The following is a 23,382-nucleotide window of genomic DNA, read 5'->3' as shown; positions in this document are numbered from 1 at the left end:
CTCCCAGCACCGCGCAGCGGTGCGCCAGAGAGGGGGGAAGCCGCGTCAGCGGCGCAGGGGGGAGCTCACAGTGACGCTATCGTCAGCCCCCCGTCCACCACCAGGCTCGCACCCGTCACGAAGGCCGCGCCCGGGCTGCTCAGGTAGAGCACGGCGTGGCCGATGTCTTCGCCCTCGCCCAGGCGGCCCACCGGCGTGCGCGCGATGGTGCGGGCCTGCTGCTCGGGGTCGTAGGCGTTGGCCAGCTTGGTCTTGATCAGGCCCGGCATCACGGTGTTGACGCGGATACCGTGTTCGCCGTATTCCAGCGCGAAGCTGCGGCTCATGCCGATCAGCGCGGTCTTGAGCGTGGAGTACAGGCCCAGGCCGCGGTCGGGGTGCAGCGCCGCGATGGAGGCGATGTTGACGATGCTGCCGCCGCCGCGCGGCTTCATGCGCCGGGTGGCTTCGAGCGAGAGGTACCAGTAGCCGCGCAGGTTGACCTCCACCGTCTTGGCGAACAGGCCGGGTTCGGTGTCGTCGATGCTGCGCAGCGGGCTGAGCACCGCGTTGTTGACCAAGATGTCCAGCCCGCCGTGCGTGGCCTGCAGGTGCTCGCCCATGGCGGCGATGTCTTCCATGCGGCCGATGTGGCAGGCGCGGCCTTCGGCGCTCAGGCCGTCGGCGCGCAGCTCACCGGCCACACGCTCGCAGTCTTCGGGCTTGCGGCTGCTGATGATCACGTGCGCGCCGGCCTGCGCCAGCACGCGCGCCGTGGCCTCGCCGATGCCCATGGTGGAGCCGGTGACCAGGGCGATCCGCCCGGACAGGTCGAAGGGGTGGCGCGGGGCGCCGGCGGGGGTACTCATGGCGGGACTCCTCAAGGGTGGGAAGCGGCGGGCGCAGGCAAGCCCACCTGATGGAACAGCGCGGGGTCGACCCGCGAACGGTCGGCCTGGCGCTTGTAGACAAAGGTGCGGCACGGCATGCCGGGCGCGCGCTGCGCATGGCCGTCGATGACGAAGAACAGCGGCACGGCGGGGTCGCTGGCCCGGCCCAGTTGCGCACGGTTGGAGGCCGCGCAATGGGTGCAGTAGGTGGGCGCGTCGCGCCGCAGGAAATTGATCGGGTGCGCCTCGGGCATGCGCGGCGAGAGCGGCGCGCCGTAGCGGAACAGGCCACGCCACATCTGCGCGCGCAGCAGGCGCCCACCGCTGCCGCAGGGGTCGAGCGTGAAGACGAAGCGGTCGTCTTCCTCGTGCAGGTGGAAATCGGCGCAGTGGTAGTTCCAGGTGCGCGCGATCTCGCGCACCAGCGCCTCGTCGTCGAGCGCGGCGTAGCGCGGAAAGCCCGCCACAAAGGCCGGCTCGTAGGTCTGGGCCAGCAGCTCGTCCAGATAGTCGGGGCCGCCCAGCTCCAGCGCGATCGCGTAGAAGTGCGCCAGCCAGACCACACCGAAGTCGTGCCAGGGCATCCACTCCTTGCGCTGGCCGTCGAGCAGGGATTCGATGGCGGTGTCGCCCTGCGCCAGCCGGTCGCGCGCCTGGTCGACCCGGGTGCGCGTCAGGGCCAGGCGCTCGGCGTCGCTGAACAGCACAAGGCCCGCCTGCACGCCTTTGTGAAAGCGCAGCACGCAGGCACCACCGGGCTGCTTGTCGGCCGTCCAGGCGTCGAAGCCCAGCGCCCCGTTGAGCGCACGCTGCTGCGCTTGGCAGCCCTGGCAGAAGCTGTTGACGCCATCGCGCCAGGGGCCGTAGGCCTGCGGGTGCCGCTCGGCCAGGCGCTGGCGGTCGATGCGGCCACCGCTGCCGCAGGCCCGCAGGTGCAGCGTGACGTGCGGGCCGTCTTCTTCCAGCGGAGCCAGATCGGCCCCCACCTGGTGGCGGAAGATGGCGACCAGGTCGGCGATGGCGCCGCGCACGTCGTCCACCCCACCGGCCTGCCACTGCGCGACCCAGGTGGCCATGAGCTGGCGGCCGATGCGCTCCAGCGCTTCGCGCGCGCGGTCTTCGCCGAAGTCCTGGTGCAGCTTGCCGGCCTTGCGTGCCAGCGCGTGCAGGGACAGCGCGTCGAGCCCGGCATGCCCCGCCGCCATCTCGTCCAGCGCTCGGTGCAAGGTGTCGGTGTCGCCTTGTTGCAGCGCGGTCAGCGCCAGCGCTTCGGGCGGGCGCGCGATCTGCTGCAACGGGGTGTCGGTGACATCGCGGGCCATGGTCGGTTGCCGGGTCAGGCCACGTCGGGGCGGTCCAGAACGGCCAGCCCGGTCTCGGCGAAGACCTCGGTGCTTTCACCAAAGGCCAGCGCGCTTTCGGCCACCGCCGTGCCCTCGCGCGCGCGCCGCAGCAGGCCTGCCGACATGGCCGCCTGGCGGAACAGCGCAAAGGCCTTGTAGAAGCGCAGATCGGTGTCGGGCGCCAGCCCCATGCGGCCCAGGTAGTAGCGCGCCATCTCGCGCTGCGACGGGATGCCCAGCGCCGCGCGGTCCATGCCGGCCAGGCCGGGCAGCAGGTAATCGGGCGCCAGCTCCTGCACGCCCAGGAACTGCCCCAGGTCGGCCAGCGGATGGCCCAGCGTGGACAGTTCCCAGTCGAGCACGGCGAGCACGCGGTGTGTGCCCCGCTGAAACATCAGGTTGTCGAGCCGGCAGTCGCCGTGCAGCAGCACCGTGGGCGCCTCCGCCTGCGGCACCTGGGGCACCAGCGCATCGATCAGCGCGTCCACCGCGGGCAGGCCTTCGGGCAGGGCCGTGCGGTATTGCTGCGTCCAGCGGTGCAGCTGGCGCTGAAAGTAATTGCCCGGGCGACCGAAGTCGGCCAGCCCGGTGGCCTGCAGGTCGGTGCGGTGGATGGCCACCAGCGTGTCCAGCGCGGCCCGGTAGAGGTGGGTGCGGCGCTCGCGCGACAGGCCGGGCATGGCCACTTCGCGGTGCACCTCGCCGTCGATGCAGTCCATCAGGTAGAACTGCACGCCGATCACGTCGGGGTCGTTGCACAGGTGGTGGATGCGCGCCACCGGCACCGGGGTGCCGTCCAGCGCCTGGATGACACGCACCTCGCGGTCCAGCGCGTGCGCCGACTTGAGCAGCGCGCCCGCCGGCTGGGTGCGCAGGATGTACGCACCGCCGTCGGCGCGCAGGCGCCAGATCGGGTTGGAGTTGCCACCGACGATGCTCCGCGCTTCGTACAGGCACCCCACGCCGGGCACGTGCCGGGCGAAGTGGCGCTCCAGCCGTGGCAGGTCCAGCGGCGGAGCGCTGACCACCGTGGGCGCGGGCGTTCCTTCGCCCGGGCGGGTTGCGGTGGCGCCGCTCATGCCACCGCCGCTGCGCCGTGCTGTTTGAGCAACTGCCGCCCCAGCGCCGCGAGGTGAACCTGGTCCGGCCCGTCGCCGATGCGGATGAAACGCGCATAGACGTAGGCCTCGGCCAGGAAGGTGTCCTGCGAGACGCCGGCCGCGCCGTGCACCTGGATGGCCCGGTCGATCACGCGCGCAGCCATCGCCGGCACCACGATCTTGGCGGCCGCGATCAGGTCGCGTGCGGCCTTGTTGCCTTCGCGGTCCATCTTCTCGGCGGCCATCATCGTCAGCAGCCGGGCCTGTTCGATCTCGCAGTACGAATGCGCAATGTCTTCGCGCACCGAGCCGTGTTCGCCCAGGGGCTTGCCAAACGCCACGCGGGCGGTGGCGCGCTGGCACATGAGTTCGAGCGCGCGCTGCGCGCAGCCGATCAGGCGCATGCAGTGGTGGATGCGGCCCGGCCCCAGGCGGCCCTGGGCGATCTCGAAACCGCGCCCTTCGCCCAGCAGCAGGTTCTCGGCCGGTACGCGCACGTTGTCGTAGACCACTTCGGGGTGGCCGCCCGGGTGGTCTTCGTAGCCGAAGGCCGCCATGTTGCGCACGATCTTCACGCCCGGGGTGTCGATGGGCACCAGGATCATCGACTGCTGGCGGTGCTTGTCGGGGTGGTCGGGCTCGGTCTTGCCCATCACGATGAGCAGCTGGCAGGCGGCGTTCATCGCGCCCGAGGTGTACCACTTGCGGCCGTTGATCACGTAGTGGTCGCCGTCGCGCCGGATCTCGCACTGGATGTTGGTCGCGTCGCTGGACGCGACGGCCGGCTCGGTCATGGAAAAAGCCGAACGGATCTCGCCGGCCATCAGCGGCTGCAGCCAGCGCGCCTTCTGCGCCTCGGTCCCGTACAGCGAGAGGATTTCCATGTTGCCGGTGTCGGGGGCCGAGCAGTTGAAAACTTCCGACGCCCAGGCCACCCGGCCCATGATCTCGGCCAGCGGCGCGTAGTCGGCGTTGCTCAGGCCCGCGCCGTGGTGGCCGGGCAGGAACAGGTTCCACAGCCCCTGCGCGCGGGCCAGGGCCTTGAGCTGCTGCAGCAGCGCCGGCGCATGGCCGTCACCCGCGGACTTCAGGGCCTCGGCGTAGCGGGCCTCGTTGGGCAGGATGTGTTCGGCCATGAAGGCCTGGACACGCTGGCGGAGATCAGCGGACGAAGACGGTGTGGACATGGCGGCCCTCAACAGGGATGGAAAAACATCCGGCCGGGGACGCCGCTCGGGCATGCACCCGCCCGGCCCGCTGCCGGTGGGGGCGCGGGTCCGTGGTCAGACTGAACGGGGCCGGCTGCGCCGGACCATGGGCGGTGCGTCCCCCGCACCGCCTGGGCGGCTCAGGCGTACTGGCCCTGGGGCTGGCCCGGGCCGATCACGCGCAGCTTGCGCGAACCGGCAAAGATGTCCTTGGGCTTGAGCCCGTAGACCTGCCGGATGGAGTGGCTGAAGTGGGTGGAATCGGGATAGCCCGCGCCCAGCGCCACGTCGGTGAGGGTGGAGCGCTGGTCCACCACGTAGTGCAGCAGACTGCGCGCGCGCTTCCAGGTGCGGAAGCTCCGGAACGATGCCCCCACCTCGCTTTTGAAGAGGTGCAGGAATCGGGAGAACGACAGGTGCACCTGTTCGGCACAATCCTGGGCCAGCGCCTGGCTCGATGGGTCGGTGCGGATGCGCTCCAGCACCTGGGCAATGCGCGGGTCGACCGAGCGCGCTGGCAGGCGGGTGCCGAACACCAGTTCGTCGAAATCGAACATCGGGGCGTCGGCCTGGTGGCCGTTGCGCAGGATTTCCTGGTGCGCCCGCAACACGCGGCGGCGGAATTCTTCGGCCTCGATCACGCCCTGGTTGTCGCGCAGCCACCCGGGCAGGCGCGCCATGTCGACCGATTCGGGCTCCATCATGACCGTGACCACGTGGCGCGCGTCGCAGGCAACGCGGTGGCTGGTGTAAGGCTGCAGCACCGCGACATTGCCGCTCTGCCACGCCTGCCCGTCGATGCTCAGCTTCACCTCGCTGTCGAGCGCCACGTAAACGAACAGCGCCCCGTAGTTGCGGGTGGTGGGCGTGCCGAGCAGCCCGGCATAAAACACGCGATCAGGGGTGATCCACATCACACGTTCGGCGCTGGTGATGCCCCGCGCACTGATCGCGTACGGACGATCCTGGTCAATACGCATCGTTGTCTCCTGGTGGCCGTCGGCACGCTCGGGGCCTGCCTGACGGCTCGTTGTCTGCCACCAGCCGGGTTATCCCGGTCTGGCTTCCAGTGTAGGCACCCCCCTGGTCATTGTCTTGTGTCAAATGGCTATCGGATACGCACCTGGGTGACAGCGTTCCGGCAGGCGGGCAGATCGAGGGTTAACCCCAGGTCCGAACACTGCGCTGCGGCCCGCCCGGCCAGGCGCCGGGACCTCAGGCCGGCCGGCGGGGCTGGTACTTGCGCAGCTCCAGCTTGCCGATCTGGTTGCGGTGCACCTCGTCCGGGCCGTCGGCCAGGCGCAGCAGGCGCGCCATGGCGTAGGCGTGGGTCAGGCCGAAATCGTTGCTGGTGCCGCCGCCGCCGTGCACCTGGATCGCCCAGTCGACCACCTGGCAGGCCATGTTGGGCGCCGCCACCTTGATCATGGCGATCTCGGTCCTGGCCGCCTTGTTGCCCACGGTGTCCATGCGCTCGGCCGCGTTGAGCGTGAGCAGGCGCGTCTGTTCGATGAGGATGCGCGCCTGCGCGATGCGCTCCAGCGTCACCCCCTGGGTGGCGACCGGCTGGCCGAACGCCACCCGGTCCAGCGAACGCCGGCACATCTTTTCCAGCGTGCGCTCGGCCAGCCCGATCAGGCGCATGCAGTGGTGGATGCGGCCCGGCCCCAGGCGACCCTGGGCGATTTCGAAGCCCCGTCCTTCGCCCAGCAGCATGTTCGACGCCGGCACACGCACGTTCTCGAAGATCACCTCGGCCGCGCGGTCGGGCATGCCGTAGAAGCCGAACACGGGCAGCGAACGCTTGACCTGGATGCCCGGGCTGTCCATGGGCACCAGGATCATCGACTGCTGCTGGTGGCGGTCGGCGTTGTCGGGGTCGGACTTGCCCATGAAGATGCCGATCTTGCAGCGCGGATCGGTGGCGCCCGTGGTGTACCACTTGTGGCCGTTGATCACGTACTGATCGCCCTCGCGCCGGATCGAGCTTTCGATGTTGGTGGCGTCGCTGGAGGCCACCCTGGGCTCGGTCATGGCAAAACACGACCGGATCTCGCCCGCCAGCAGCGGCTGCAGCCAGCGCGCCTGCTGTTCGGGCGTGCCGTAGCGGGCCAGCACCTCCATGTTGCCGGTGTCGGGCGCCGAGCAGTTGAACACCTCGGGCGCCAGCAGCGACCGCCCCATGATCTCGCACAGCGGCGCGTATTCCAGGTTGCTCAGGCCCGGGCCGTGTTCGCTCTCGGGCAGGAACAGGTTCCACAGGCCGGCGGCACGCGCCTTGGGCTTGAGTTCCTCGATCACGGGCAGCACCTTCCAGGGCCCCAGGGTTTCGGCCTCTTCCAGGTGGCGGGCCTCGTTCGGGTAGATGTGGGCGTCCATGAAGGCCGACAGGCGCTGCTGCAGGTCGACGACGCGGGGGGTGGGTTCAAAAGCCATGGGAGGATCCGGGGTTCGGTGGGGAAAAGAAGGCCGGTGCGGTGCGGCGGGCTCAGCCCACGCCCGCCAGCGGGTTGTCGGGAGCGCCCCCCGCCAGGAAGGCGCGCAGGCGGCTTTCCACCCCGGCGGCCGCGCTGCGGTGTGAAAGGATGTAGAAGCGCCCCTCGCGCACCCCGTCCAGCGTGCGCTGGGCGACGTCGCGGGCGCTCAGGCGACCCGCCTGCATGGCCACCTTGGTGCGCGCCAGGAAGGCCGCGTCGTCGGGGTTGCGCTCGGCCAGCTCGGCCGGCCGGTGGCGAAAGGCGTCGGCGATGCCAGTGTCGACGTAGGCCGGGCAAAGCACCGACACGCCCACCGGCTGGCCGCTGCCGGCCAGCTCGTGGTGCAGGCATTCGGACAGCGCCACCACCGCGTGCTTGCTGGCCGCGTAGACGCCGAGCTCGGGCGGGCACACCAGGCCCGCCACCGAGGCGGTGTTGACCACCCAGGCCGGCTCGCCCTGCGCCAGCATGCCCGGCACGAAGCTGCGGATGCCGTGGGCCACGCCCATGACGTTGACGCCGAACACCCACTGCCAGTCCTGCGGCGTGGCCTTCCACGACGGGCCGGCGGCGATCACGCCGGCGTTGTTGAACAGCAGGTGCACCGCACCGAAGCGTTCGTGCGCCCGCGCCGCCAGCCGGTCCACCTCGCCGGCGTCGGCCACGTTGCAGGGCTGCGCCAGCACCGCCGCGGGCGGTAGGCCGGTCAGGGCCACGGTCTGCGCCAGCCCGGCTTCGTCGACATCGGCCAGCACCAGTTGCAGGCCGGCGGCTGCGCACAGCAGCGCCAGCTCGCGGCCGAAGCCACTGGCCGCGCCGGTGATGACGGCGGTGCCACCGGGTTTCAGGGCCAGGGAAGGATCGAAAGCGGTCGTCATGGGGTCACATCCAGCTCAACAGTTGCCCGCCATCGACGGGAAGGGCCACACCGGTCATGTAGCGCCCGGCGTCGGACGCCAGCAGCAGCGCCGCGCCGTCCAGGTCGGGCAACTGGCCGAAGCGGCGCAGCGGCGTGCGCGCGATCAGGTTCTGGTCGAAGCCCTTGTCGCGGAAGGTCTCGGCCATGTCGGTGTCGAAATTGCCCGGGCACAGGGCGTTGACCCGGATGCCGCGCGAAGCCAGTTCCAGCGCCAGGATGCGGGTGAGGTGCGCCAGCCCCGCCTTGGACGCGCAATAGCTCGACAGCTGGGCGCCGGTGCCGAAGGCGGCGGTGGACGCGACGTTGACGATGACGCCGTCACGCCGCGCGCCCATGCGCCGCGCCGCTTCCTGCGCCACGCGGAAATTGCCCCGCAGGTTGGTGTCCAGCACCCGGTCCACCTCGGCCATGTCCTGGTCGACGAAGCGGGCGGCATACAACACGCCGGCGTTGTTGAACAACAGGTTCAGCGGCGCGCCCAATTGGGCCTCGGCGCTGTCGAAGGCGGCCACGATGCTGGCGTCGTCGAGCAGGTCCATCGGCACGGCACAGGCGCGGTGGCCCGCCGCGCGCAGCGCCTGCGCGGCAGCCTCGATGCGGTCGACCCGGCGGGCGGCCAGGGCCACCGCCGCGCCAGCACGGGCATACAGCTGCGCCACGTGCAAGCCGATGCCGCTGGAAGCGCCGGTGATCAGCGCGGTCTTGCCGCGCAGGTGGAACAGGGCGCCAAAGTCCAGCGGCCCCAGATCGGGGGGCGACTCAGGCGGCATCGAACAGGCCCTTCAATTCGGCACGGATCAGGTGCTTCTGGATCTTGCCGGTGCCGGTGCGCGGAAACTCGCTGACGATCACCACCGCCTTGGGCACCTTGAAGCCGCCCAGGTGTTCGCGGCAATGCGCGATCAGCGCGGCCTCGTCGGCCTGCTGCCCGGGCGCCAGCACCACGCTGGCCACCACCGCTTCGCCCCAGCGTTCGTGCGGCGCGCCGATCACCGCCACATCGGCCACGGCCGGGTGCTGCAGCAGGCAGCGCTCGACCTCGATGCTGGCCACGTTCTCACCTCCAGACTTGATCACGTCCTTGTAGCGGTCCTTGAACCAGATGGCGCCGTCCTCGTCGATGTGGGCCACGTCGCCGCTGTGGAACCAGCCGTGGCGGAAGCTCTTGTGGTTTTCCGCCGGCAGGTTCAGGTAGCCCTGCATGCCCTGCGGGCCGCGGTAGACGATCTCGCCGGTCTCGCCGCGCGGCAGCAGCCGGCCGTCCTCGTCCATGATGGCCACGCGCGTCATCACCGTGGCCGTGCCCCAGGTCGCCGCTTTGGACCACTGGTGTTCGGGCCGCTGCACGCAGGTGGCCGGCGTGAACTCGGTCTGGCCCGAACCCAGCACCACGTCGGCGTTGGGGAACATGCCGTGGATCGCCTCCAGCCGCTCCGGCGGCATGGGTGCCATGGCGTACATGGCGCGCTTCATCGACGGGAAGGTGCGGCCCTGGTAGGCCGGGTCGCTGAGCCAGACGCCGTACATCATGGGCAGCAGCACCATCACGTTGATCTGGTGTTCGTCGATCAGGCGCGCGCTGTCGGCCGGATCGAAGCCCTGCGTCAGCACCAGCTTGCCACCCACCGTCAGGAACGGCATCGCCACGGAGTTGAGCATCGCGCAGTGGAACAGCGGCAGACCGACCAGCGCCGACATGTCGGGCGTGCACTGGTGCACGATGGCGTTGGACAGGCCGGCGATGGTCACCGCCACGTGGCTGGTGAGCACGCCCTTGGGGTTGGCCGTGGTGCCGCTGGTGTAGAGCAGTTGCACCACGTCGCGGTCGCGCACCAGCACTTCCAGCGGTCCGGTCTGGCCCGAGGCCAGCAGCGCATCGAAGTCTTCGGCCGGCGCGGGCGACCCGCCGCCGAACCAGAACACGTGCGCCAGCTCCGGCGGCGCTTCCTGCCGGGCCGCCTCGACCACGTCGCGCAGCGCGTGTTCGGCGATCAGCACGCGCGCCCGCGCATCGCGCAGGCAGAACGCGATCTCGCTCGCGCGCAGGCCGAGGTTGATCGGCATGCAGATCAGGCCGGCGCGGGCGCAGGCGAAATAGGTGATCAGCATTTCCAGCCGGTTGCGCGCGGCCAGGGCCACGATGTCCTGGTGCTGCAGGCCCAGGCCCAGCAGGGCGTGGCCGAGCTGGTCGACCCGGGCATTGAATTCGGCATAGCTGAGTCGGCGCTCGCCGTCCACGAGCGCGATCCGGTCGGGGTAGACGTCGGCGGAACGCTGGACGATGTCGCCCACGCAGACCCGTTCGATCAGGTTCATGTCGAGGGCCGACGGGGCGTGGAAGTCGGAAGGGGTGGCGGTGGCGCTCATGAGGCGGCTGTCTCCGTGTTGGTCACCGGCGTGAACGACCACCGTCCAGCCAGCGTGCGGGCCATCCTAGGGAAGGGGATCAGCGCGGTCTTGTGCCAACTGGCTACCGGACCGCGGGGCTTGGTCGCCCCCGTCACCTGCGCATCACCACCGCTCCGGGGTGAACGCGGTCAGCGCCCCCGCGCAGCCACTGGGCACAAGACCTGGCCCGCCCCGCGCCAGACACTGCGCCCATGACCGACCCCACGCCCCACTCCGCCCCGCCAGAGCTCCCACCACCCGACGGCACCGCGCTGACCGAAGCGCTGTTTCGCCTGCTGCGCCTCAAGACCACGCCCGTGGCGATGAAGCTGTTTCAACACGAGGCCGATCTGCAGAGCGTGCCCCGCCTGCGCCGCCCGACCGGCATCCACACCGCCGACCAGATCGTCGGCCAGGCGGCCCGGCTCGGCCAGACCGTCGGCATCACCGCCGCCGATCTGGTCGGGCCGCAGTGCAGCGCCGTGCTGGGCCTGTCACCACGCGACGAGGCTTTCGAACAAGGCACGCCCTTCGTGGGCGTGTGGTTCGCCACGCCCGCCGACGCCGCCGCCCACCAGCGCGCCATGCACTGCGCGCCGCACGGTCGCTACGCCGCCATGGCCGTGTCGCCGCTGAACGCGGGCCGCCTGCCCGATCCCGACATCGCACTGGTCTACGCCAACCCGGCGCAGATGATCCTGCTGATCAACGGTCTGCAATGGGCCGGCTACCGCCGCCTCGAATGGGGCGCGGTGGGGGAGTCGGCCTGCGCCGATTCGTGGGGGCGGGCCCTGGCCACGGGCGAACCCAGCCTCGCACTGCCGTGTTTTCCCGAACGGCGCTACGGCGGCGTGCCCGACGACGAACTGCTGCTGGCACTGCGGCCGGCCCAGTTGGCCCAAGCGATCACGGGGGTCGAGCGGCTGGCGGCCAACGGCCTGCGCTACCCCATCCCGCCCTACGGCGTGCAGATGGACGTGCGCGCCGGCATGGCCCGAAGCTACGGCGCGGCGCCCCCGCCTGCCGGCAGCGCCTGAAGCCGCCGCTTCCGCTCAGGCCGCAGGCGGCAGCGCATCCGCCCCGCGGTACCAGCGGGGATGGAACTGCCGCACCACGGGCCCGTCGGTCATCAGCGCGTGGCAGCCATCCAGGCTGAACGGTTTGACCGCCGGGTCGCGGTGCAGCGCGGTGGCCAGCGTCTGCAGCACGCCCGTGCCCAGCGCCAGCACCAGCTCGCTCAGGTGCGTGCAGCCCGCAGAAGGCGGGAACAGCGCGCGCACCTGGCGACGAAACCCCGGCCCCACGCGCAAACCCACCAGCTGTTCGTAGGCCGGCGTGATGCGCCCGCACACCCCGGCAAAGGGGTGTGCATCGGACACCGCCACCGCCGCCCGGATGGTGGCCTGCAGGTCCACCGTCAGGCGCAGTGCCATGGCATGCATCGGCTCGCCCGCACGCCGCAGACCACCCCCGACCTGCACGTCGTGCGGCAGCGTGTCCAACAGATGCCCTTCCACGTCCCAGAGACCGTCCGCGCGCCGGAAACCCTCGATGCGGATCTGGCGCTGCTGGCTGGGTTCTCGCGGGCAGTCGGGCGGCGGCAGGGGCATGCGAAAAACTCCTCGGCAGGAAACGGCGCGCAGCACGCGCCCGGTGGCTCACCAGTGTGCCCACCACGCGCCCGACCGTCTTGCGCCCAATGGCTGCGCCGCCCCTATCCGCACAAACCCTGCCCGGCTTCCAGCCAGTCGACGCAAGACGCCCACCCCGCGCGCTTCCACACTGTCCCGCCATCGGCGTGACGTTCCTCCTTGCGCGCGCCCCGGCCCGAAATGACCATGACGCCCCCCATCCTGCTGGACATCCGCGACCACGTCGCCACCCTCACCCTCAACCGGCCCGAACAGGCCAACGTGCTCGACGACGCCACCGGCGCTGCCTTCGTCGAGGCAGTCGGCGAAGTCGCCGCCGCACAGCAGCGTGGCACCGTGCGCGCCGTGCTCCTGACCGCGCAAGGGCCGCACTTCTGTGCCGGCGGCGACATCCGCGGCTTCGCCGCCGCCGCCGACATGGCCGCCCTGCTCGACCAGGGCATTCCCCCGCTGCACGCAGCCATCCACACCCTGAGCCACCTGCCCGCCCCCGTGGTCAGCGCCGTGCAGGGCTCGCTCGGCGGCGGGGGCATCGGTGTGGCGCTGTGCGCCGACATCGTGCTCGCCGCGCGCTCCATGAAGCTGCGCGGCGGCTACTCGGCCATCGGCCTCAGTCCCGACGTGGGCGTGTCCTGGGCGCTCACCCGCCTGGTCGGCCCGATGCGCGCCAAACACATCCTGTTCACCAACCAGCCGCTGGACGCCGCCCAGTGCCTGGCCGCCGGCCTGGTGGCCGAGTTGCACGCTGACGACGCGCTGCTGCCCGCCGCGCAGGCGCTGGTGCGCGCGCTGGCCCAGGGCGCGAGCGGATCGCTCGCCCGCATCAAGACCCTGGTGGACCAGGCCGCACACCACACGCTGCACCAGCAACTGGCGATGGAGCACCTGGGCATGGTGGCCAGCGGGGCCAGCGCCGACGCGCGCGAAGGCGTGCGCGCCTTCCTGGAAAAACGCGCCCCGCACTTCGTGCCGGAGTCCTGAGCCATGTCCCCCCCCGACTTCGAGACCCTGGCCGTCAGCCTGGACGCCGGCATCGCGCGCATCGCGCTCAACCGCCCCGCCAAGGCCAACGCCATCAACCTGCGCATGTGGGACGAACTGCGCGAGGCCATGCGCTGGCTCGGCCGCACCGACGCGGCGCGGGTGGGCATTCTGGAAGCGCGCGGGCGCCACTTCTGCGCCGGCCTCGACCTCGCGACCTTTGCCGAGCTGCAGAAGCTCACGCAGGACCGCTGCGAAGGCCGCGCCCGCGAACGCCTGCGTGAACACATCCTCGACATCCAGGACACCGTCACCGCCATCGAGCGCTGTGCCAAGCCGGTGATCGCTTCGGTGCACGCGGCCTGCGTGGGGGGCGGCATCGACATCATCGCCGCCTGCGATCTGCGCTACGCCAGCGCCAACGCCTGGTTCTGCGTGAAGGAGATCGATGTCGGCCTGGTGGCCGACGTGGGCACCCTGCAGCGCCTGCCGCGCCTGGTGGGCGAAGGCACGGCGCGCGAAATGGCCTACACCGGCCGGCGCGTCGAGGCCGACGAAGCGGCTTCGCTGCGCCTGGTCAATCGGTGCTTCGCCAGCGACGAGGCCTTGCAGGCCGGCGTGTACGACGTGGCCCGCACGCTCGCGGCCAAGTCGCCGCTGGCACTGCGCGGCACCAAGCACATGCTCAACCACGCTCGCGATCACCGCATCGCCGACGGGCTCGACCACGTGGCCACCTGGAACGCCGCCATGCTGTATTCGCAAGACCTGGCCGAAGCCGGTGCCGCGGCCCGCGAGCGGCGCACACCCGTTTTTCGCGACTGAGCCACGCCCCGCCTGTTCCCGATTTCCGCTTCCCACCCGCCCCGATCCGGGGAATTCCCACAGGAGACACCACCATGCCCTCAACCCGCAACCTGATCACCGCCGTGGCCCTGGCCGCCGGCGCCCTCGTCAGCACCCTGGCCAGCGCTCAGACCACGCTGCGCTACGCCGTGGGCTTCCCGACCGGAGCCGCGCCCGAATCGGCCAAGATTTATGCCGACGCGGTCAAGCAGTACACCAACAACACCGTCAACCTGCGCGTGTACGACCTGTCGCTGCTCAACCTGGCCGAGATGTCCTCCGGCCTCAAGCAGGGCCTGGCCGACATCGGCTACGTGCTCACGCCCTACACGCCGGCCGAATACCCGCACCTGAACATGGCGTCCGAGCTGTCCATGCTGCTGGCGCTGGAGAACGACACGAGCGGCAAGGCCGGCATGGCCTTCGGCGGGGCCCTGGCCGAATTCATCTTCACCAAGTGCCCCGAATGCAATGCCGATTTCGCGCGCCAGAACCAGGTCTTCACCAGCACCGGTGGCAGCTCGCCCTACATGCTGCTGTGCACCAAGCCGATCAGCACCGCGGCCGACCTCAAGGGCGCGCGGCTGCGCGCCGGCGGTGCCGCCTGGGCGCGCTGGGCACGCCAGGTGGGTGCGACCCCGGTGTCGATGCCCGGCAACGAGATCTTCGAGGCCATGAAGCAGAAGGTCGTCGAATGCAGCATCCAGTCGGCGCCCGAACTCAGTGGCCTGAACCTCAAGGAAGTCACCACCGACATCACCCCTGGCGTACCGGGCGGCACCTTCTCGGGCGCCACCACCAACATCAACCGCGACGTCTGGCGCAAGCTCACCGAAGACCAGCGCCGCGGCATGCTGCGTGCCGGCACCGTCATGGGCGCCCAGGTCACCTACCGCTACTACGTCTACGCCAAGCGCGACGTCGAGCAGGCCGTGGCCAAGGGGGCCAAGCTGCACCAGCCCGATGCCGAAATGCTGAAGGTCTCGCGCGCCGCCATCGAGGCCGACGCACCGAACCTGGCCGCCACCTACGCCAAGCAGCACAACGTCAAGCGCGGCGATGAGCTGATCGCCGCCATGCGCCCGCTGCTGACCAAGTGGACCCAGCTCGTGGCCCCGATCAACAGCGCCGAAGCCCTGGCCGACCTCTACTGGAACGAGGTCTATTCCAAGGTCGACGTCAAGGTCCACGGCCTGCAATAAGCGCCCTCGGGTGGTAGGCGCGGCGCCTGCCACCCGCCAGCGGCAGTGCCCGCCCCCCTCAGGAGCCCCCATGCTGTCCTCCCGCCTGCTTTCGCAAGACTGGTACCACCGCACCATTTCGCAATTTTTCGCCCAGACCTGCGCCCGGCGCGCCGACCATGTGGCGCTGGTATTCGAAGGCCGCGAGATCCGCTACCACGAGCTGCACACCGAGGTGCAGCGCCTGGCCCAGAGCCTGCTGGACCTGGGCATCGGCCGTGGCGACGTGGTGTCCACGCTGCCCAGCCCGACGCCCGAGTTCGCGGCCCTGTACTTCGCGACCCTGCAGGTGGGCGCCATCGTCAACCCGCTCAACCTGCTCTGGGGCACCCAGGAGCTCCAAGGGGTGCTCCAGCGCAACGCGCCCAAACTGATCGTGACCGTCGATGCGCAAGGCCCGCGCGATGTGCTGGCGCTGCTGCAAGGCGCTTTGCCCGATCTCGTGCGCGAGGACGGCCGCGCGCGCTCGGCGCTGCTGCCTTCGTTGCAGCACGTCGTCTGCGTCGGCCGGGCCGCCCCGGTCCCCGCCGGCTACATCGACTTTCAGCGCCTGCGCGACCCGGCCATTGGCGTGAAGCCCGAACAGCTGCAGGCCCTGGTCGACGCCGGCAAGGCCACCGACATCCAGTTCATGTGCCAGACCTCGGGCACCACGTCGCTGTCCAAGAGCGCTCTGTGGGACCACCGTCCCCCCCTGGCCACCGCCCATTTCGGCGCGCGCAATCTGCGCATCACCGAAGACGACCGCTACATCAATCTCGCGCCCTTCTATCACAACAGCGGCATCTTCGCGCTCACCATGAACCTGGCCTACTGCGGCACGACCGTGGTCCTCATGGACGGGTTCCACCCGGTCGAAGCCCTGCGCCTCATCGACCGCTATGGCTGCACCAGCACCTTCGGTTTTGATGCGCACTGGCAAGGCATGCGCCGCGTGCCGGATTTCGAACGGTACCGATTCAGCATCGCCAAGGCGATCCTCGCCGGTGAGCCGCGCACCTACGACCTGGTCCGCAGCATGTGCCCGCCCGGCGCCACCATCAACAACCTCTATGCGCAGACCGAAAACGGCCCCCTGGTCTCGCTTGCCGATCACGACTGCGTCAACGACAGCATCAACAAGCACACACACGGGCGCCCACTGCCCGGTGTGGAGGTGGTCGTCAAGGACCTGGAGACCGGTGAGCGCGTGCGCCAGGGTGATGCCGGGGAAATCTGCTACCGCAGCCCTTACCTCTTCCGCGGCTACCACCAGCAACCCGAAGAAACCCGCAAGGCCTTCGACAGCGAGGGCTACTTTCACAGCGGTGACTACGGGCACTTCGACAACGGCTACGTCACCTACCTCGGACGGCTCGGCGGCGTCATCAAGTCGGGGGGCGAAAACGTGTCCACCACCCGCGTCACGACCCAGTTGCTCGACATCTTCGGCGACCGCTTCGACGACGTGAAGACACTCGGTGTCGACGATCCCTACTGGGGCACCAAGGTCGTGAGCTTCGTGCGCATGCGCAACGGCCAACCTCTGCCGGGCAATGCGGAACTGCGCGAAGCCTGCAAGGGACGGATGGCCATCTACGAAGTGCCGCGCGACTTCCTGCCCTGGGAGGGCGAGTGGCCGGTCTCGCCCGAAGGCAAGATCGATTTCAAGCGCCTGCTGGCCCGCGCCCAGGAACTGCTTGCGGCGGCTTGAAGGCGGATGACGGCCCGAAGGCATGGGGCAGAAACAAAAAAGCCCACCAGTTGGTGGGCTTTTGAAACAAGCCTGTCGACTTGATTTGTTTGGTTGCGGAGGCAAGATTTGAACTTGCGACCTTTGGGTTATGAGCCCAACGAGCTACCAGGCTGCTCCACTCCGCGTCAAGACTTCAATTATAGCACTGTTTTTTATTCACCGGCTTTTTCTTCGCTGGCCGAAGCGTCTTCAGCGCGATCCACCAGTTCCACCAGGGCCATGGGCGCGTTGTCGCCAACGCGGAAACCCATCTTCAGGATGCGGGTGTAGCCGCCCGGACGCGCCTTGAAACGCGGGCCCAGTTCGTCGAACAGCTTCACCACAACGTCGCGGTCGCGCAGGCGGTTGAAGGCCAGACGGCGGTTGGCCACGGTGGCTTCCTTGGCCAGCGTGATCATGGGTTCCACCACACGGCGCAGTTCCTTGGCCTTGGGCAGGGTGGTCTTGATGACTTCGTGCGTGAGCAGCGAGTTCATCATGTTGCGCAGCATCGCCTGGCGGTGCTCGCTGGTGCGGTTCAGTTTGCGGAGGCCGTGTCCGTGACGCATTTCAGTTTCCTTTCAGTGTTTTGCTCCCAGCCGGATCAGGTACTGGGAGGGGGTCGTCAGACGTAGTTGACGGGTTCTTGCAGATCAGTGCTTGTCGAGACCGGCGGGCGGCCAGTTTTCCAGCTTCATGCCCAGGGTCAGGCCGCGCGAGGCGAGCACTTCCTTGATTTCGTTGAGCGACTTGCGACCCAGGTTGGGGGTCTTGAGCAGCTCGTTCTCGGTGCGCTGGATCAGGTCACCGATGTAGTAGATGTTTTCGGCCTTCAGGCAGTTGGCCGAACGCACGGTGAGTTCGAGTTCGTCGACCGGGCGCAGCAGGATCGGGTCGAACTGCTGCGAGCTGCGCGTTTGCGGCGCATCGGCGAAGATTTCAGCCCCTTCAAGCTGAGCAAAGACCGCCAGTTGTTCAACCAGGATCTTGGCCGAAGCGCGCACCGCTTCTTCCGGTCCGATGGAGCCGTTGGTCTCGATCTCGAGGACCAGCTTGTCCAGATCGGTACGCTGCTCGACGCGAGCGCTTTCGACGGTGTAGCTCACGCGCTTGATGGGGGAAAACGAAGCGTCCAGCACGATGCGGCCCAGCGAACGCGACGCGTCGTCGTTGCGGCGCAGGCTGCCCGGCACATAACCACGGCCCTTTTCGACCTTGATCTGCATGTCCAGCTTCGCACCCTGCGACAGCGTGGCGATCACGTGCGAGGGGTTGACGATCTCGACATCGTGCGGGGTCTGGATGTCGGCAGCAGTGACGACGCCTTCACCTTCCTTGCGCAGGCTCAGGGTGACCTCGTCGCGGTTGTGGAGCTTGAACACCACGCCCTTGAGGTTGAGCAGCAGGTTGACGACATCCTCCTGGACGCCATCGATGGAGGAATACTCATGGACCACGCCGGCGATGGTCACTTCGGTGGGAGCATGCCCCACCATGGACGACAGCAGCACGCGGCGCAGGGCATTGCCCAGGGTGTGCCCGTAGCCGCGCTCGAAAGGCTCGAGAGTGACCTTGGCGCGATTGGCCGAGACTTGCTCGACGTTGATGGACTTGGGCTTGAGCAGGTTGTTCAGCATTCAGACTTCCTTCAGTTCCCTCGGCTCGTTACACCGATAAGGCAGACGGAGCATGGAATGACCCAGCCAGTGCCGCGAGGGAGCGCCACAACGGCCGGGGACGGGATTAACGGGAATACAGTTCGACGATCAGCGACTCGTTGATGTCCGAGGCGAATTCGTCGCGGTCCGGGGTCTTCTTGAAGACACCTTCGGCCTTGTCGGCAGACACTTCCACCCAGGCCGGGAAACCGATCTGCTTGGCCAGTTCCAGGGCTTCGATCACGCGAGCCTGCTTCTTGGACTTCTCGCGCACAGCCACAACATCACCCGCCTTGACCATGAAGGAAGGGATGTTAACCTGTTGGCCGTTGACGGTCACAGCCTTGTGCGAAACCAACTGGCGGGCTTCGGCGCGGGTCGAGGCAAAACCCATGCGGAACACGACGTTGTCCAGGCGCGATTCCAGCAGGAACAGCAGGTTGGCGCCGGTATTGCCGCGACGGCGGTCGGCTTCGGCGAAGTAACGGCGGAACTGACGCTCCAGCACGCCGTAGGTGCGCTTGACCTTCTGCTTTTCACGCAGCTGCAGACCGAAGTCGGAGGTGCGCTGACCCGAAGTGCGGCCATGCTGGCCTGGCTTGGAGTCGAACTTGGCCTTGTCGCTGATCGAGCGGCGGGCGCTCTTGAGCAGCAGGTCGGAGCCTTCACGGCGGGAGAGTTTGGCCTTGGGGCCGAGGTAACGTGCCACAGTGGTTTCCTTGAAATATCTGCCGCAATCGCTCGCTGCGGGGCGAGATTGCGGGAGCCTTCCAGCGTGCCGGAGGCGGTGGGCTTAGCGAAAAACGCCACCGCAGCGGGACTGCGGTGGCAAGCGAAAAAGCTTTTGATTGTAGCGTGCCGAGGAATACCCCTGCAAGCAGGGCGATCCCGGCAACGGGACGATCAGATGCGACGGCGCTTTTGCGGACGGCAGCCGTTGTGCGGCACCGGAGTCACATCGGAGATCGAGGTGATGCGGATACCCAGGGCGCCGAGGGCACGCACGGACGATTCGCGGCCAGGACCGGGGCCCTTGATCTCGACATCCAGATTCTTGATGCCTTGTTCGATCGCAGCGCGACCAGCCACTTCGGAAGCCACCTGGGCAGCAAAGGGGGTCGACTTGCGCGAACCCTTGAAGCCCTGGCCACCCGACGAAGCCCACGACAGGGCATTGCCCTGGCGGTCGGTGATGGTGATGATCGTGTTGTTGAACGACGCGTGCACGTGGGCAATCCCGTCCGCAATGTTCTTGCGAACCTTCTTGCGGACACGGGCGGCGGCGTTGCTGGAAGGAGCTTTAGCCATGTTTCTCTTTCAACCGATTATTTCTTGAGCGACTGGGCGGCCTTGCGCGGACCCTTGCGCGTACGCGCATTAGTCTTGGTGCGCTGGCCACGCACCGGCAGACCACGGCGGTGACGGAAACCGCGGTAGCAGCCGATGTCCATCAGGCGCTTGATGTTCATCGTGACTTCACGGCGCAGGTCACCTTCGATGGTGAACTGACCGACCTGGTCACGCACCTTCTCGAGCTCGGCGTCCGAGAGGTCTTTGATCTTCTTGTCGTATTCGATGCCACAGGCTTCGCAAATCTTGCGAGCGCGGGTGCGACCGATACCGAAGATGGCCGTCAAGCCGATTTCGGCGTGCTTGTGCGGCGGAATGTTGATACCTGCAATACGAGCCATTTCAGTCCTCTAAACGCTCAGCCTTGACGTTGCTTGTGGCGCGGGTCGGTGCAGATGACACGCACCACACCGTTGCGGCGGATGATCTTACAGTTGCGGCACATTTTCTTGACCGAAGCCGAAACTCTCATAGTCTTCTCCTAAATTTCCCAATTACGTTCGGACTGCCGTCCTGTCACTTGGCCCGGAAGACGATCCGGGCACGGGTCAGGTCATACGGCGTGAGCTCCACTTTGACCTTGTCGCCTGGCAGGATGCGGATGTAGTGCATACGCATCTTGCCGGAAATGTGCCCCAGGACCACATGCCCGTTTTCGAGCTTGACCCTGAAGGTCGCATTGGGGAGGTTTTCAACCACCTCCCCTTGCATCTCAATGACATCGTCCTTTGCCATCGCTGCTCAACTTGCTTTGAAATTCGCTTTCTTCAGTAGCGACTCATACTGCTGAGACATCATGTAATTTTGAACCTGGGCCATGAAATCCATGGTCACCACCACGATGATCAGCAATGAGGTCCCGCCGAAATAGAACGGCACGTTGTACTCAAGGATCAGGAACTCCGGCAGCAAGCATACCGCCGTGATGTAGATAGCGCCCGCCAGGGTCAGCCGCAACAGGATCTTGTCGATGTAGCGCGCCGTCTGGTCACCCGGGCGGATACCCGGAATGAAAGCCCCACTCTTCTTCAGGTTGTCGGCAGTCTCGCGGCTGTTGAACACGAGAGCCGTATAGAAGAAGCAGAAGAACACGATGGCCGCAGCGTACAGCGCCACGTAGATCGGCTGCCCCGGCGACAGCGCCGAAGCGATGTCGCGCAGCCAGCGCGTGGAATCCCCGGTACTGACCCAGCTGACGATGGTGGTCGGCAACAGGATGATCGACGACGCGAAAATCGGTGGAATCACACCAGCCATGTTCAGCTTGAGCGGCAGGTGCGAAGACTGGCCTCCGTACACCTTGTTGCCCACCTGACGGCGTGCGTAGTTCACCAGAATCCGTCGCTGACCTCGTTCCACGAACACCACGAAGTAGGTCACCAGGATGACCAGCGCGATGATGAACAAGGCCACCAGGATGCTCATGGCACCGGTGCGCACCAGCTCCAGCAAACCACCGATGGCGTTGGGCAAGCCCGCTGCAATCCCGGCGAAGATCAGGATCGAGATGCCGTTGCCCAGACCACGCTCGGTGATCTGTTCACCCAGCCACATCAGGAACATCGTCCCTGCGACCAGGCTGACAACCGCAGTGATGCGGAAGCCCATGCCGGGGCTGATGACCAGACCAGCCTGCCCTTCCAGCGCCAAGGCAATGCCCATGGCCTGGAAGATCGCCAGTCCAAGCGTGCCGTAGCGCGTGTAGGCGGTGATCTTGCGGCGACCAGCCTCTCCTTCCTTCTTCAACTGCTCGAACGTCGGAACGACGTAAGTCATCAGCTGCATGATGATCGATGCCGAGATGTACGGCATGATCCCCAGCGCAAAGACCGTGAAGCGCGAGAGCGCGCCACCCGAGAACATGTTGAACAGGCTCAGGATGCCGCCCTGCTGGCTCTTGAACAGCTGCTCCAGCTGGGCAGGGTCGATCCCCGGAACGGGAATGTGTGCCCCGACGCGGTAAACCACCAGCGCCAGCAGCAGGAACACCAGCCGGCGACGCAGGTCGCCGAACTTGCCCGTCTTGGCGAGAGTCGTGGATCCGGTTGCCACAGAGTGCCTTTTTTACGAGGTACCTGATCAGGCCAGCGAACCGCCGGCCGCTTCGATCGCTGCCTTGGCTCCCGCCGTGGCACCGATACCCTTCAGCGTGACCGCGCGTTGCAGTTCACCGGTCTTGATGACCTTGACACGCTTGGCCAACTGCGGCACCAGGCCAGCTTGCTTGAGCACCAGCACGTCGACTTCGGCGGCGTCCACGGTGTTCAGGTCTGCCAGGGTGACTTCCGCGTTGAACTGCAAGGCAGCCGACTTGAAGCCGCGCTTGGGCAGACGGCGCTGCAGGGGCATCTGGCCGCCTTCGAAGCCGACCTTGTGGTAGCCACCCGAGCGGGACTTCTGGCCTTTGTGACCACGACCGGCGGTCTTACCCAGGCCCGAGCCGATACCACGACCAACGCGACGCTTGGCGTGCTTGGCACCCTCAGCGGGCTTGATGGTGTTGAGTTCCATGACGTATGTGTCCTTCTCGATGCTGGCTTACAGCACCTTGACCAGGTAGGCGATCTTGTTGATCATGCCGCGCACGGCCGGGGTGTCCTGCAGTTCGCTGACACTGCCGAGCTTGCGCAGACCCAGGCCACGCACGGTGGCGCGGTGCGACTCTTTGCAGCCGATGGGGCTGCGGACGAGTTGGACCTTGACGTTGTTTTCAGTGCTCATGGTCGCTCCAATCAGCCCAGAATTTCTTCCACCGACTTGCCGCGCTTGGCAGCCACTTCGGCGGGCGTGGTGGAATTCTTCAGTGCGTCCAGCGTGGCACGCACCAGGTTATAGGGGTTGCTCGAGCCATGGCTCTTGGCCACCACGTCGGTGATACCGATCACTTCGCACACGGCGCGCATCGGACCACCGGCAATGATGCCCGTACCCTTGACGGCGGGTAGCATCATCACGTTGGCGGCACCGTGCTCGCCGTGCACCGCATGGTGCAGCGAACCGCTCTTGAGCGACACCTTCACCATGTTGCGACGAGCCTGTTCCATGGCCTTCTGCACGGCCACCGGCACTTCACGGGCCTTGCCCTTGCCCATGCCGACGCGACCATCGCCATCGCCGACCACGGTCAGGGCGGCGAAACCGAGGATACGACCACCCTTGACCACCTTGGTCACGCGGTTGATCGCGATCATCTTCTCGCGCAGGCCGTCGTCGTTGCCTTCGTTTTTCACGTTTGCCTGAAATTTAGCCATTTTGTGTATCCCTCTGATCAGAACTGCAGGCCAGCTTCACGAGCCGCATCTGCAAGGGCCTTCACACGGCCGTGGTAGGCAAAACCCGAACGATCGAAAGCCACTTTCTCGATACCAGCAGCCTTGGCCTTTTCGGCAATGCGCTTGCCGATCAGGGCCGCTGCAGCGGCATTGCCACCCTTGCCGGCGGCGCCGAGCTGGGTACGCACTTCCGCTTCCAGGGTCGAGGCCGAGGCCAGCACCTTGGCACCATCGCCGGAAATGACGCTGGCGTAGATGTGCAGGTTGGTGCGATTCACGGTCAGACGGACAGCGCCCTGCTGCGCAATACGGATGCGCGTTTGGCGGGCACGGCGCAGGCGTTGCTCTTTTTTGGTCAACATGA

General features: G+C 67.6%; 27 protein-coding genes and 1 tRNA gene. 5 read left to right on the top strand and 23 right to left on the bottom strand.

All coding sequences use genetic code 11. From position 1 onward, the window contains the following. Positions 1-65: 65 nt before the first annotated feature. From QQK43_RS14380 to QQK43_RS14340, 9 genes are all read right to left on the bottom strand, one after another. Positions 66-848, bottom strand: a complete 783-nt coding sequence (locus tag QQK43_RS14380; RefSeq protein ID WP_284308302.1) for a glucose 1-dehydrogenase — start codon at positions 846-848, stop codon at positions 66-68. 11 nt (positions 849-859) lie between these two features. Then, positions 860-2,191 carry a hypothetical protein gene (locus QQK43_RS14375; RefSeq protein WP_284308301.1) on the bottom strand — a complete coding sequence of 444 codons (1,332 nt, stop codon included), beginning with the start codon at positions 2,189-2,191 and terminating at the stop codon, positions 860-862. A gap of 14 nt (positions 2,192-2,205) precedes the next feature. Continuing rightward, positions 2,206-3,291 carry a phosphotransferase family protein gene (locus QQK43_RS14370; RefSeq protein ID WP_284308300.1) on the bottom strand — a complete coding sequence of 362 codons (1,086 nt, stop codon included), beginning with the start codon at positions 3,289-3,291 and terminating at the stop codon, positions 2,206-2,208. Then, a complete protein-coding gene (locus QQK43_RS14365; RefSeq protein WP_284308299.1) occupies positions 3,288-4,499 on the bottom strand; it encodes an acyl-CoA dehydrogenase family protein in 1,212 nt (403 codons plus the stop codon). Before QQK43_RS14365 ends, QQK43_RS14370 begins: the two co-directional genes overlap by 4 nt. 161 nt (positions 4,500-4,660) lie before the next feature. Continuing rightward, on the bottom strand, positions 4,661-5,500 hold the full coding sequence (locus QQK43_RS14360) for a helix-turn-helix transcriptional regulator (RefSeq protein WP_234264471.1): 840 nt from the start codon (positions 5,498-5,500) through the stop codon (positions 4,661-4,663). Positions 5,501-5,735: 235 nt separating this feature from the next. After that, a complete protein-coding gene (locus QQK43_RS14355; RefSeq protein ID WP_234264470.1) occupies positions 5,736-6,956 on the bottom strand; it encodes an acyl-CoA dehydrogenase family protein in 1,221 nt (406 codons plus the stop codon). A gap of 52 nt (positions 6,957-7,008) precedes the next feature. Further along, positions 7,009-7,875, bottom strand: coding sequence for an SDR family NAD(P)-dependent oxidoreductase (locus QQK43_RS14350; protein ID WP_284308298.1), 867 nt, complete (start codon positions 7,873-7,875; stop codon positions 7,009-7,011). Positions 7,876-7,879: 4 nt separating this feature from the next. Then, the gene (locus QQK43_RS14345; RefSeq protein ID WP_234264468.1) at positions 7,880-8,686 is read right to left on the bottom strand and encodes an SDR family NAD(P)-dependent oxidoreductase; all 807 of its coding nucleotides are present in this window, start codon (positions 8,684-8,686) and stop codon (positions 7,880-7,882) included. Continuing rightward, positions 8,676-10,283 (bottom strand): AMP-binding protein, encoded by a 1,608-nt coding sequence (locus QQK43_RS14340; protein ID WP_284308297.1) that lies wholly within the window; start codon positions 10,281-10,283, stop codon positions 8,676-8,678. Before QQK43_RS14340 ends, QQK43_RS14345 begins: the two co-directional genes overlap by 11 nt. A 233-nt stretch (positions 10,284-10,516) precedes the next feature. On the opposite strand from QQK43_RS14340, the gene QQK43_RS14335 reads away from it, so the two are divergent. Further along, positions 10,517-11,341, top strand: coding sequence for a DUF169 domain-containing protein (locus QQK43_RS14335; protein ID WP_284308296.1), 825 nt, complete (start codon positions 10,517-10,519; stop codon positions 11,339-11,341). Between the two features lie 15 nt (positions 11,342-11,356). On the opposite strand, the gene QQK43_RS14330 is transcribed toward QQK43_RS14335, so the two are convergent. Beyond that, positions 11,357-11,914 carry a DUF2889 domain-containing protein gene (locus tag QQK43_RS14330; RefSeq protein ID WP_284308295.1) on the bottom strand — a complete coding sequence of 186 codons (558 nt, stop codon included), beginning with the start codon at positions 11,912-11,914 and terminating at the stop codon, positions 11,357-11,359. Positions 11,915-12,142: 228 nt separating this feature from the next. Between QQK43_RS14330 and QQK43_RS14325 the strand changes: the two genes are divergently transcribed. The 4 genes from QQK43_RS14325 to QQK43_RS14310 all read left to right on the top strand — a co-directional run bounded on the left by QQK43_RS14325 (position 12,143) and on the right by QQK43_RS14310 (position 16,717). Next, positions 12,143-12,937, top strand: coding sequence for an enoyl-CoA hydratase/isomerase family protein (locus QQK43_RS14325; protein WP_284308294.1), 795 nt, complete (start codon positions 12,143-12,145; stop codon positions 12,935-12,937). 3 nt (positions 12,938-12,940) lie between these two features. Further along, positions 12,941-13,762, top strand: coding sequence for a crotonase/enoyl-CoA hydratase family protein (locus QQK43_RS14320; RefSeq protein ID WP_284308293.1), 822 nt, complete (start codon positions 12,941-12,943; stop codon positions 13,760-13,762). Positions 13,763-13,836: 74 nt separating this feature from the next. Beyond that, positions 13,837-14,985: a C4-dicarboxylate TRAP transporter substrate-binding protein gene (locus tag QQK43_RS14315; protein ID WP_234264462.1), complete on the top strand. Its 1,149-nt coding sequence runs from the start codon at positions 13,837-13,839 to the stop codon at positions 14,983-14,985. Positions 14,986-15,055: 70 nt separating this feature from the next. Further along, positions 15,056-16,717, top strand: a complete 1,662-nt coding sequence (locus QQK43_RS14310) for a class I adenylate-forming enzyme family protein (RefSeq protein WP_284308292.1) — start codon at positions 15,056-15,058, stop codon at positions 16,715-16,717. Between the two features lie 90 nt (positions 16,718-16,807). On the opposite strand, the gene QQK43_RS14305 is transcribed toward QQK43_RS14310, so the two are convergent. The 13 genes from QQK43_RS14305 to rplR all read right to left on the bottom strand — a co-directional run bounded on the left by QQK43_RS14305 (position 16,808) and on the right by rplR (position 23,380). Next, positions 16,808-16,884, bottom strand: a tRNA-Met gene (locus tag QQK43_RS14305). A gap of 27 nt (positions 16,885-16,911) precedes the next feature. Then, positions 16,912-17,307 carry a 50S ribosomal protein L17 gene (rplQ, locus tag QQK43_RS14300; RefSeq protein ID WP_284308291.1) on the bottom strand — a complete coding sequence of 132 codons (396 nt, stop codon included), beginning with the start codon at positions 17,305-17,307 and terminating at the stop codon, positions 16,912-16,914. 84 nt (positions 17,308-17,391) lie between these two features. Then, entirely contained in the window at positions 17,392-18,375 is a 984-nt protein-coding gene (locus QQK43_RS14295; RefSeq protein ID WP_234264459.1) for a DNA-directed RNA polymerase subunit alpha, read from the bottom strand. Positions 18,376-18,481: 106 nt separating this feature from the next. Then, the gene (gene rpsD / locus QQK43_RS14290; RefSeq protein ID WP_234264458.1) at positions 18,482-19,105 is read right to left on the bottom strand and encodes a 30S ribosomal protein S4; all 624 of its coding nucleotides are present in this window, start codon (positions 19,103-19,105) and stop codon (positions 18,482-18,484) included. Between the two features lie 194 nt (positions 19,106-19,299). Next, positions 19,300-19,704, bottom strand: a complete 405-nt coding sequence (rpsK, locus tag QQK43_RS14285; protein ID WP_234264457.1) for a 30S ribosomal protein S11 — start codon at positions 19,702-19,704, stop codon at positions 19,300-19,302. Between the two features lie 17 nt (positions 19,705-19,721). Continuing rightward, positions 19,722-20,087 carry a 30S ribosomal protein S13 gene (gene rpsM / locus QQK43_RS14280; RefSeq protein ID WP_234264456.1) on the bottom strand — a complete coding sequence of 122 codons (366 nt, stop codon included), beginning with the start codon at positions 20,085-20,087 and terminating at the stop codon, positions 19,722-19,724. Between the two features lie 17 nt (positions 20,088-20,104). Beyond that, positions 20,105-20,218 (bottom strand): 50S ribosomal protein L36, encoded by a 114-nt coding sequence (gene rpmJ / locus QQK43_RS14275; protein ID WP_234264455.1) that lies wholly within the window; start codon positions 20,216-20,218, stop codon positions 20,105-20,107. Between the two features lie 44 nt (positions 20,219-20,262). Then, on the bottom strand, positions 20,263-20,481 hold the full coding sequence (infA, locus tag QQK43_RS14270) for a translation initiation factor IF-1 (protein WP_009514918.1): 219 nt from the start codon (positions 20,479-20,481) through the stop codon (positions 20,263-20,265). 6 nt (positions 20,482-20,487) lie between these two features. Continuing rightward, positions 20,488-21,798, bottom strand: coding sequence for a preprotein translocase subunit SecY (secY, locus tag QQK43_RS14265; RefSeq protein WP_234264454.1), 1,311 nt, complete (start codon positions 21,796-21,798; stop codon positions 20,488-20,490). A gap of 27 nt (positions 21,799-21,825) precedes the next feature. Continuing rightward, positions 21,826-22,257, bottom strand: a complete 432-nt coding sequence (gene rplO, locus QQK43_RS14260; RefSeq protein ID WP_234264453.1) for a 50S ribosomal protein L15 — start codon at positions 22,255-22,257, stop codon at positions 21,826-21,828. Between the two features lie 27 nt (positions 22,258-22,284). Continuing rightward, positions 22,285-22,467, bottom strand: coding sequence for a 50S ribosomal protein L30 (rpmD, locus tag QQK43_RS14255; protein WP_234264452.1), 183 nt, complete (start codon positions 22,465-22,467; stop codon positions 22,285-22,287). 11 nt (positions 22,468-22,478) lie between these two features. After that, the gene (rpsE, locus tag QQK43_RS14250; RefSeq protein WP_234264451.1) at positions 22,479-22,997 is read right to left on the bottom strand and encodes a 30S ribosomal protein S5; all 519 of its coding nucleotides are present in this window, start codon (positions 22,995-22,997) and stop codon (positions 22,479-22,481) included. Between the two features lie 17 nt (positions 22,998-23,014). Further along, positions 23,015-23,380, bottom strand: a complete 366-nt coding sequence (rplR, locus tag QQK43_RS14245) for a 50S ribosomal protein L18 (protein ID WP_234264450.1) — start codon at positions 23,378-23,380, stop codon at positions 23,015-23,017. Positions 23,381-23,382 lie beyond the last annotated feature (2 nt).

Origin of the sequence: Hydrogenophaga electricum, from assembly GCF_030160815.1 — a bacterium.
Taxonomy (GTDB): domain Bacteria; phylum Pseudomonadota; class Gammaproteobacteria; order Burkholderiales; family Burkholderiaceae_C; genus Hydrogenophaga; species Hydrogenophaga electricum.
Note: the sequence above shows the minus strand (reverse complement) of the source record. Positions and strands in the feature narration are given on the sequence as shown.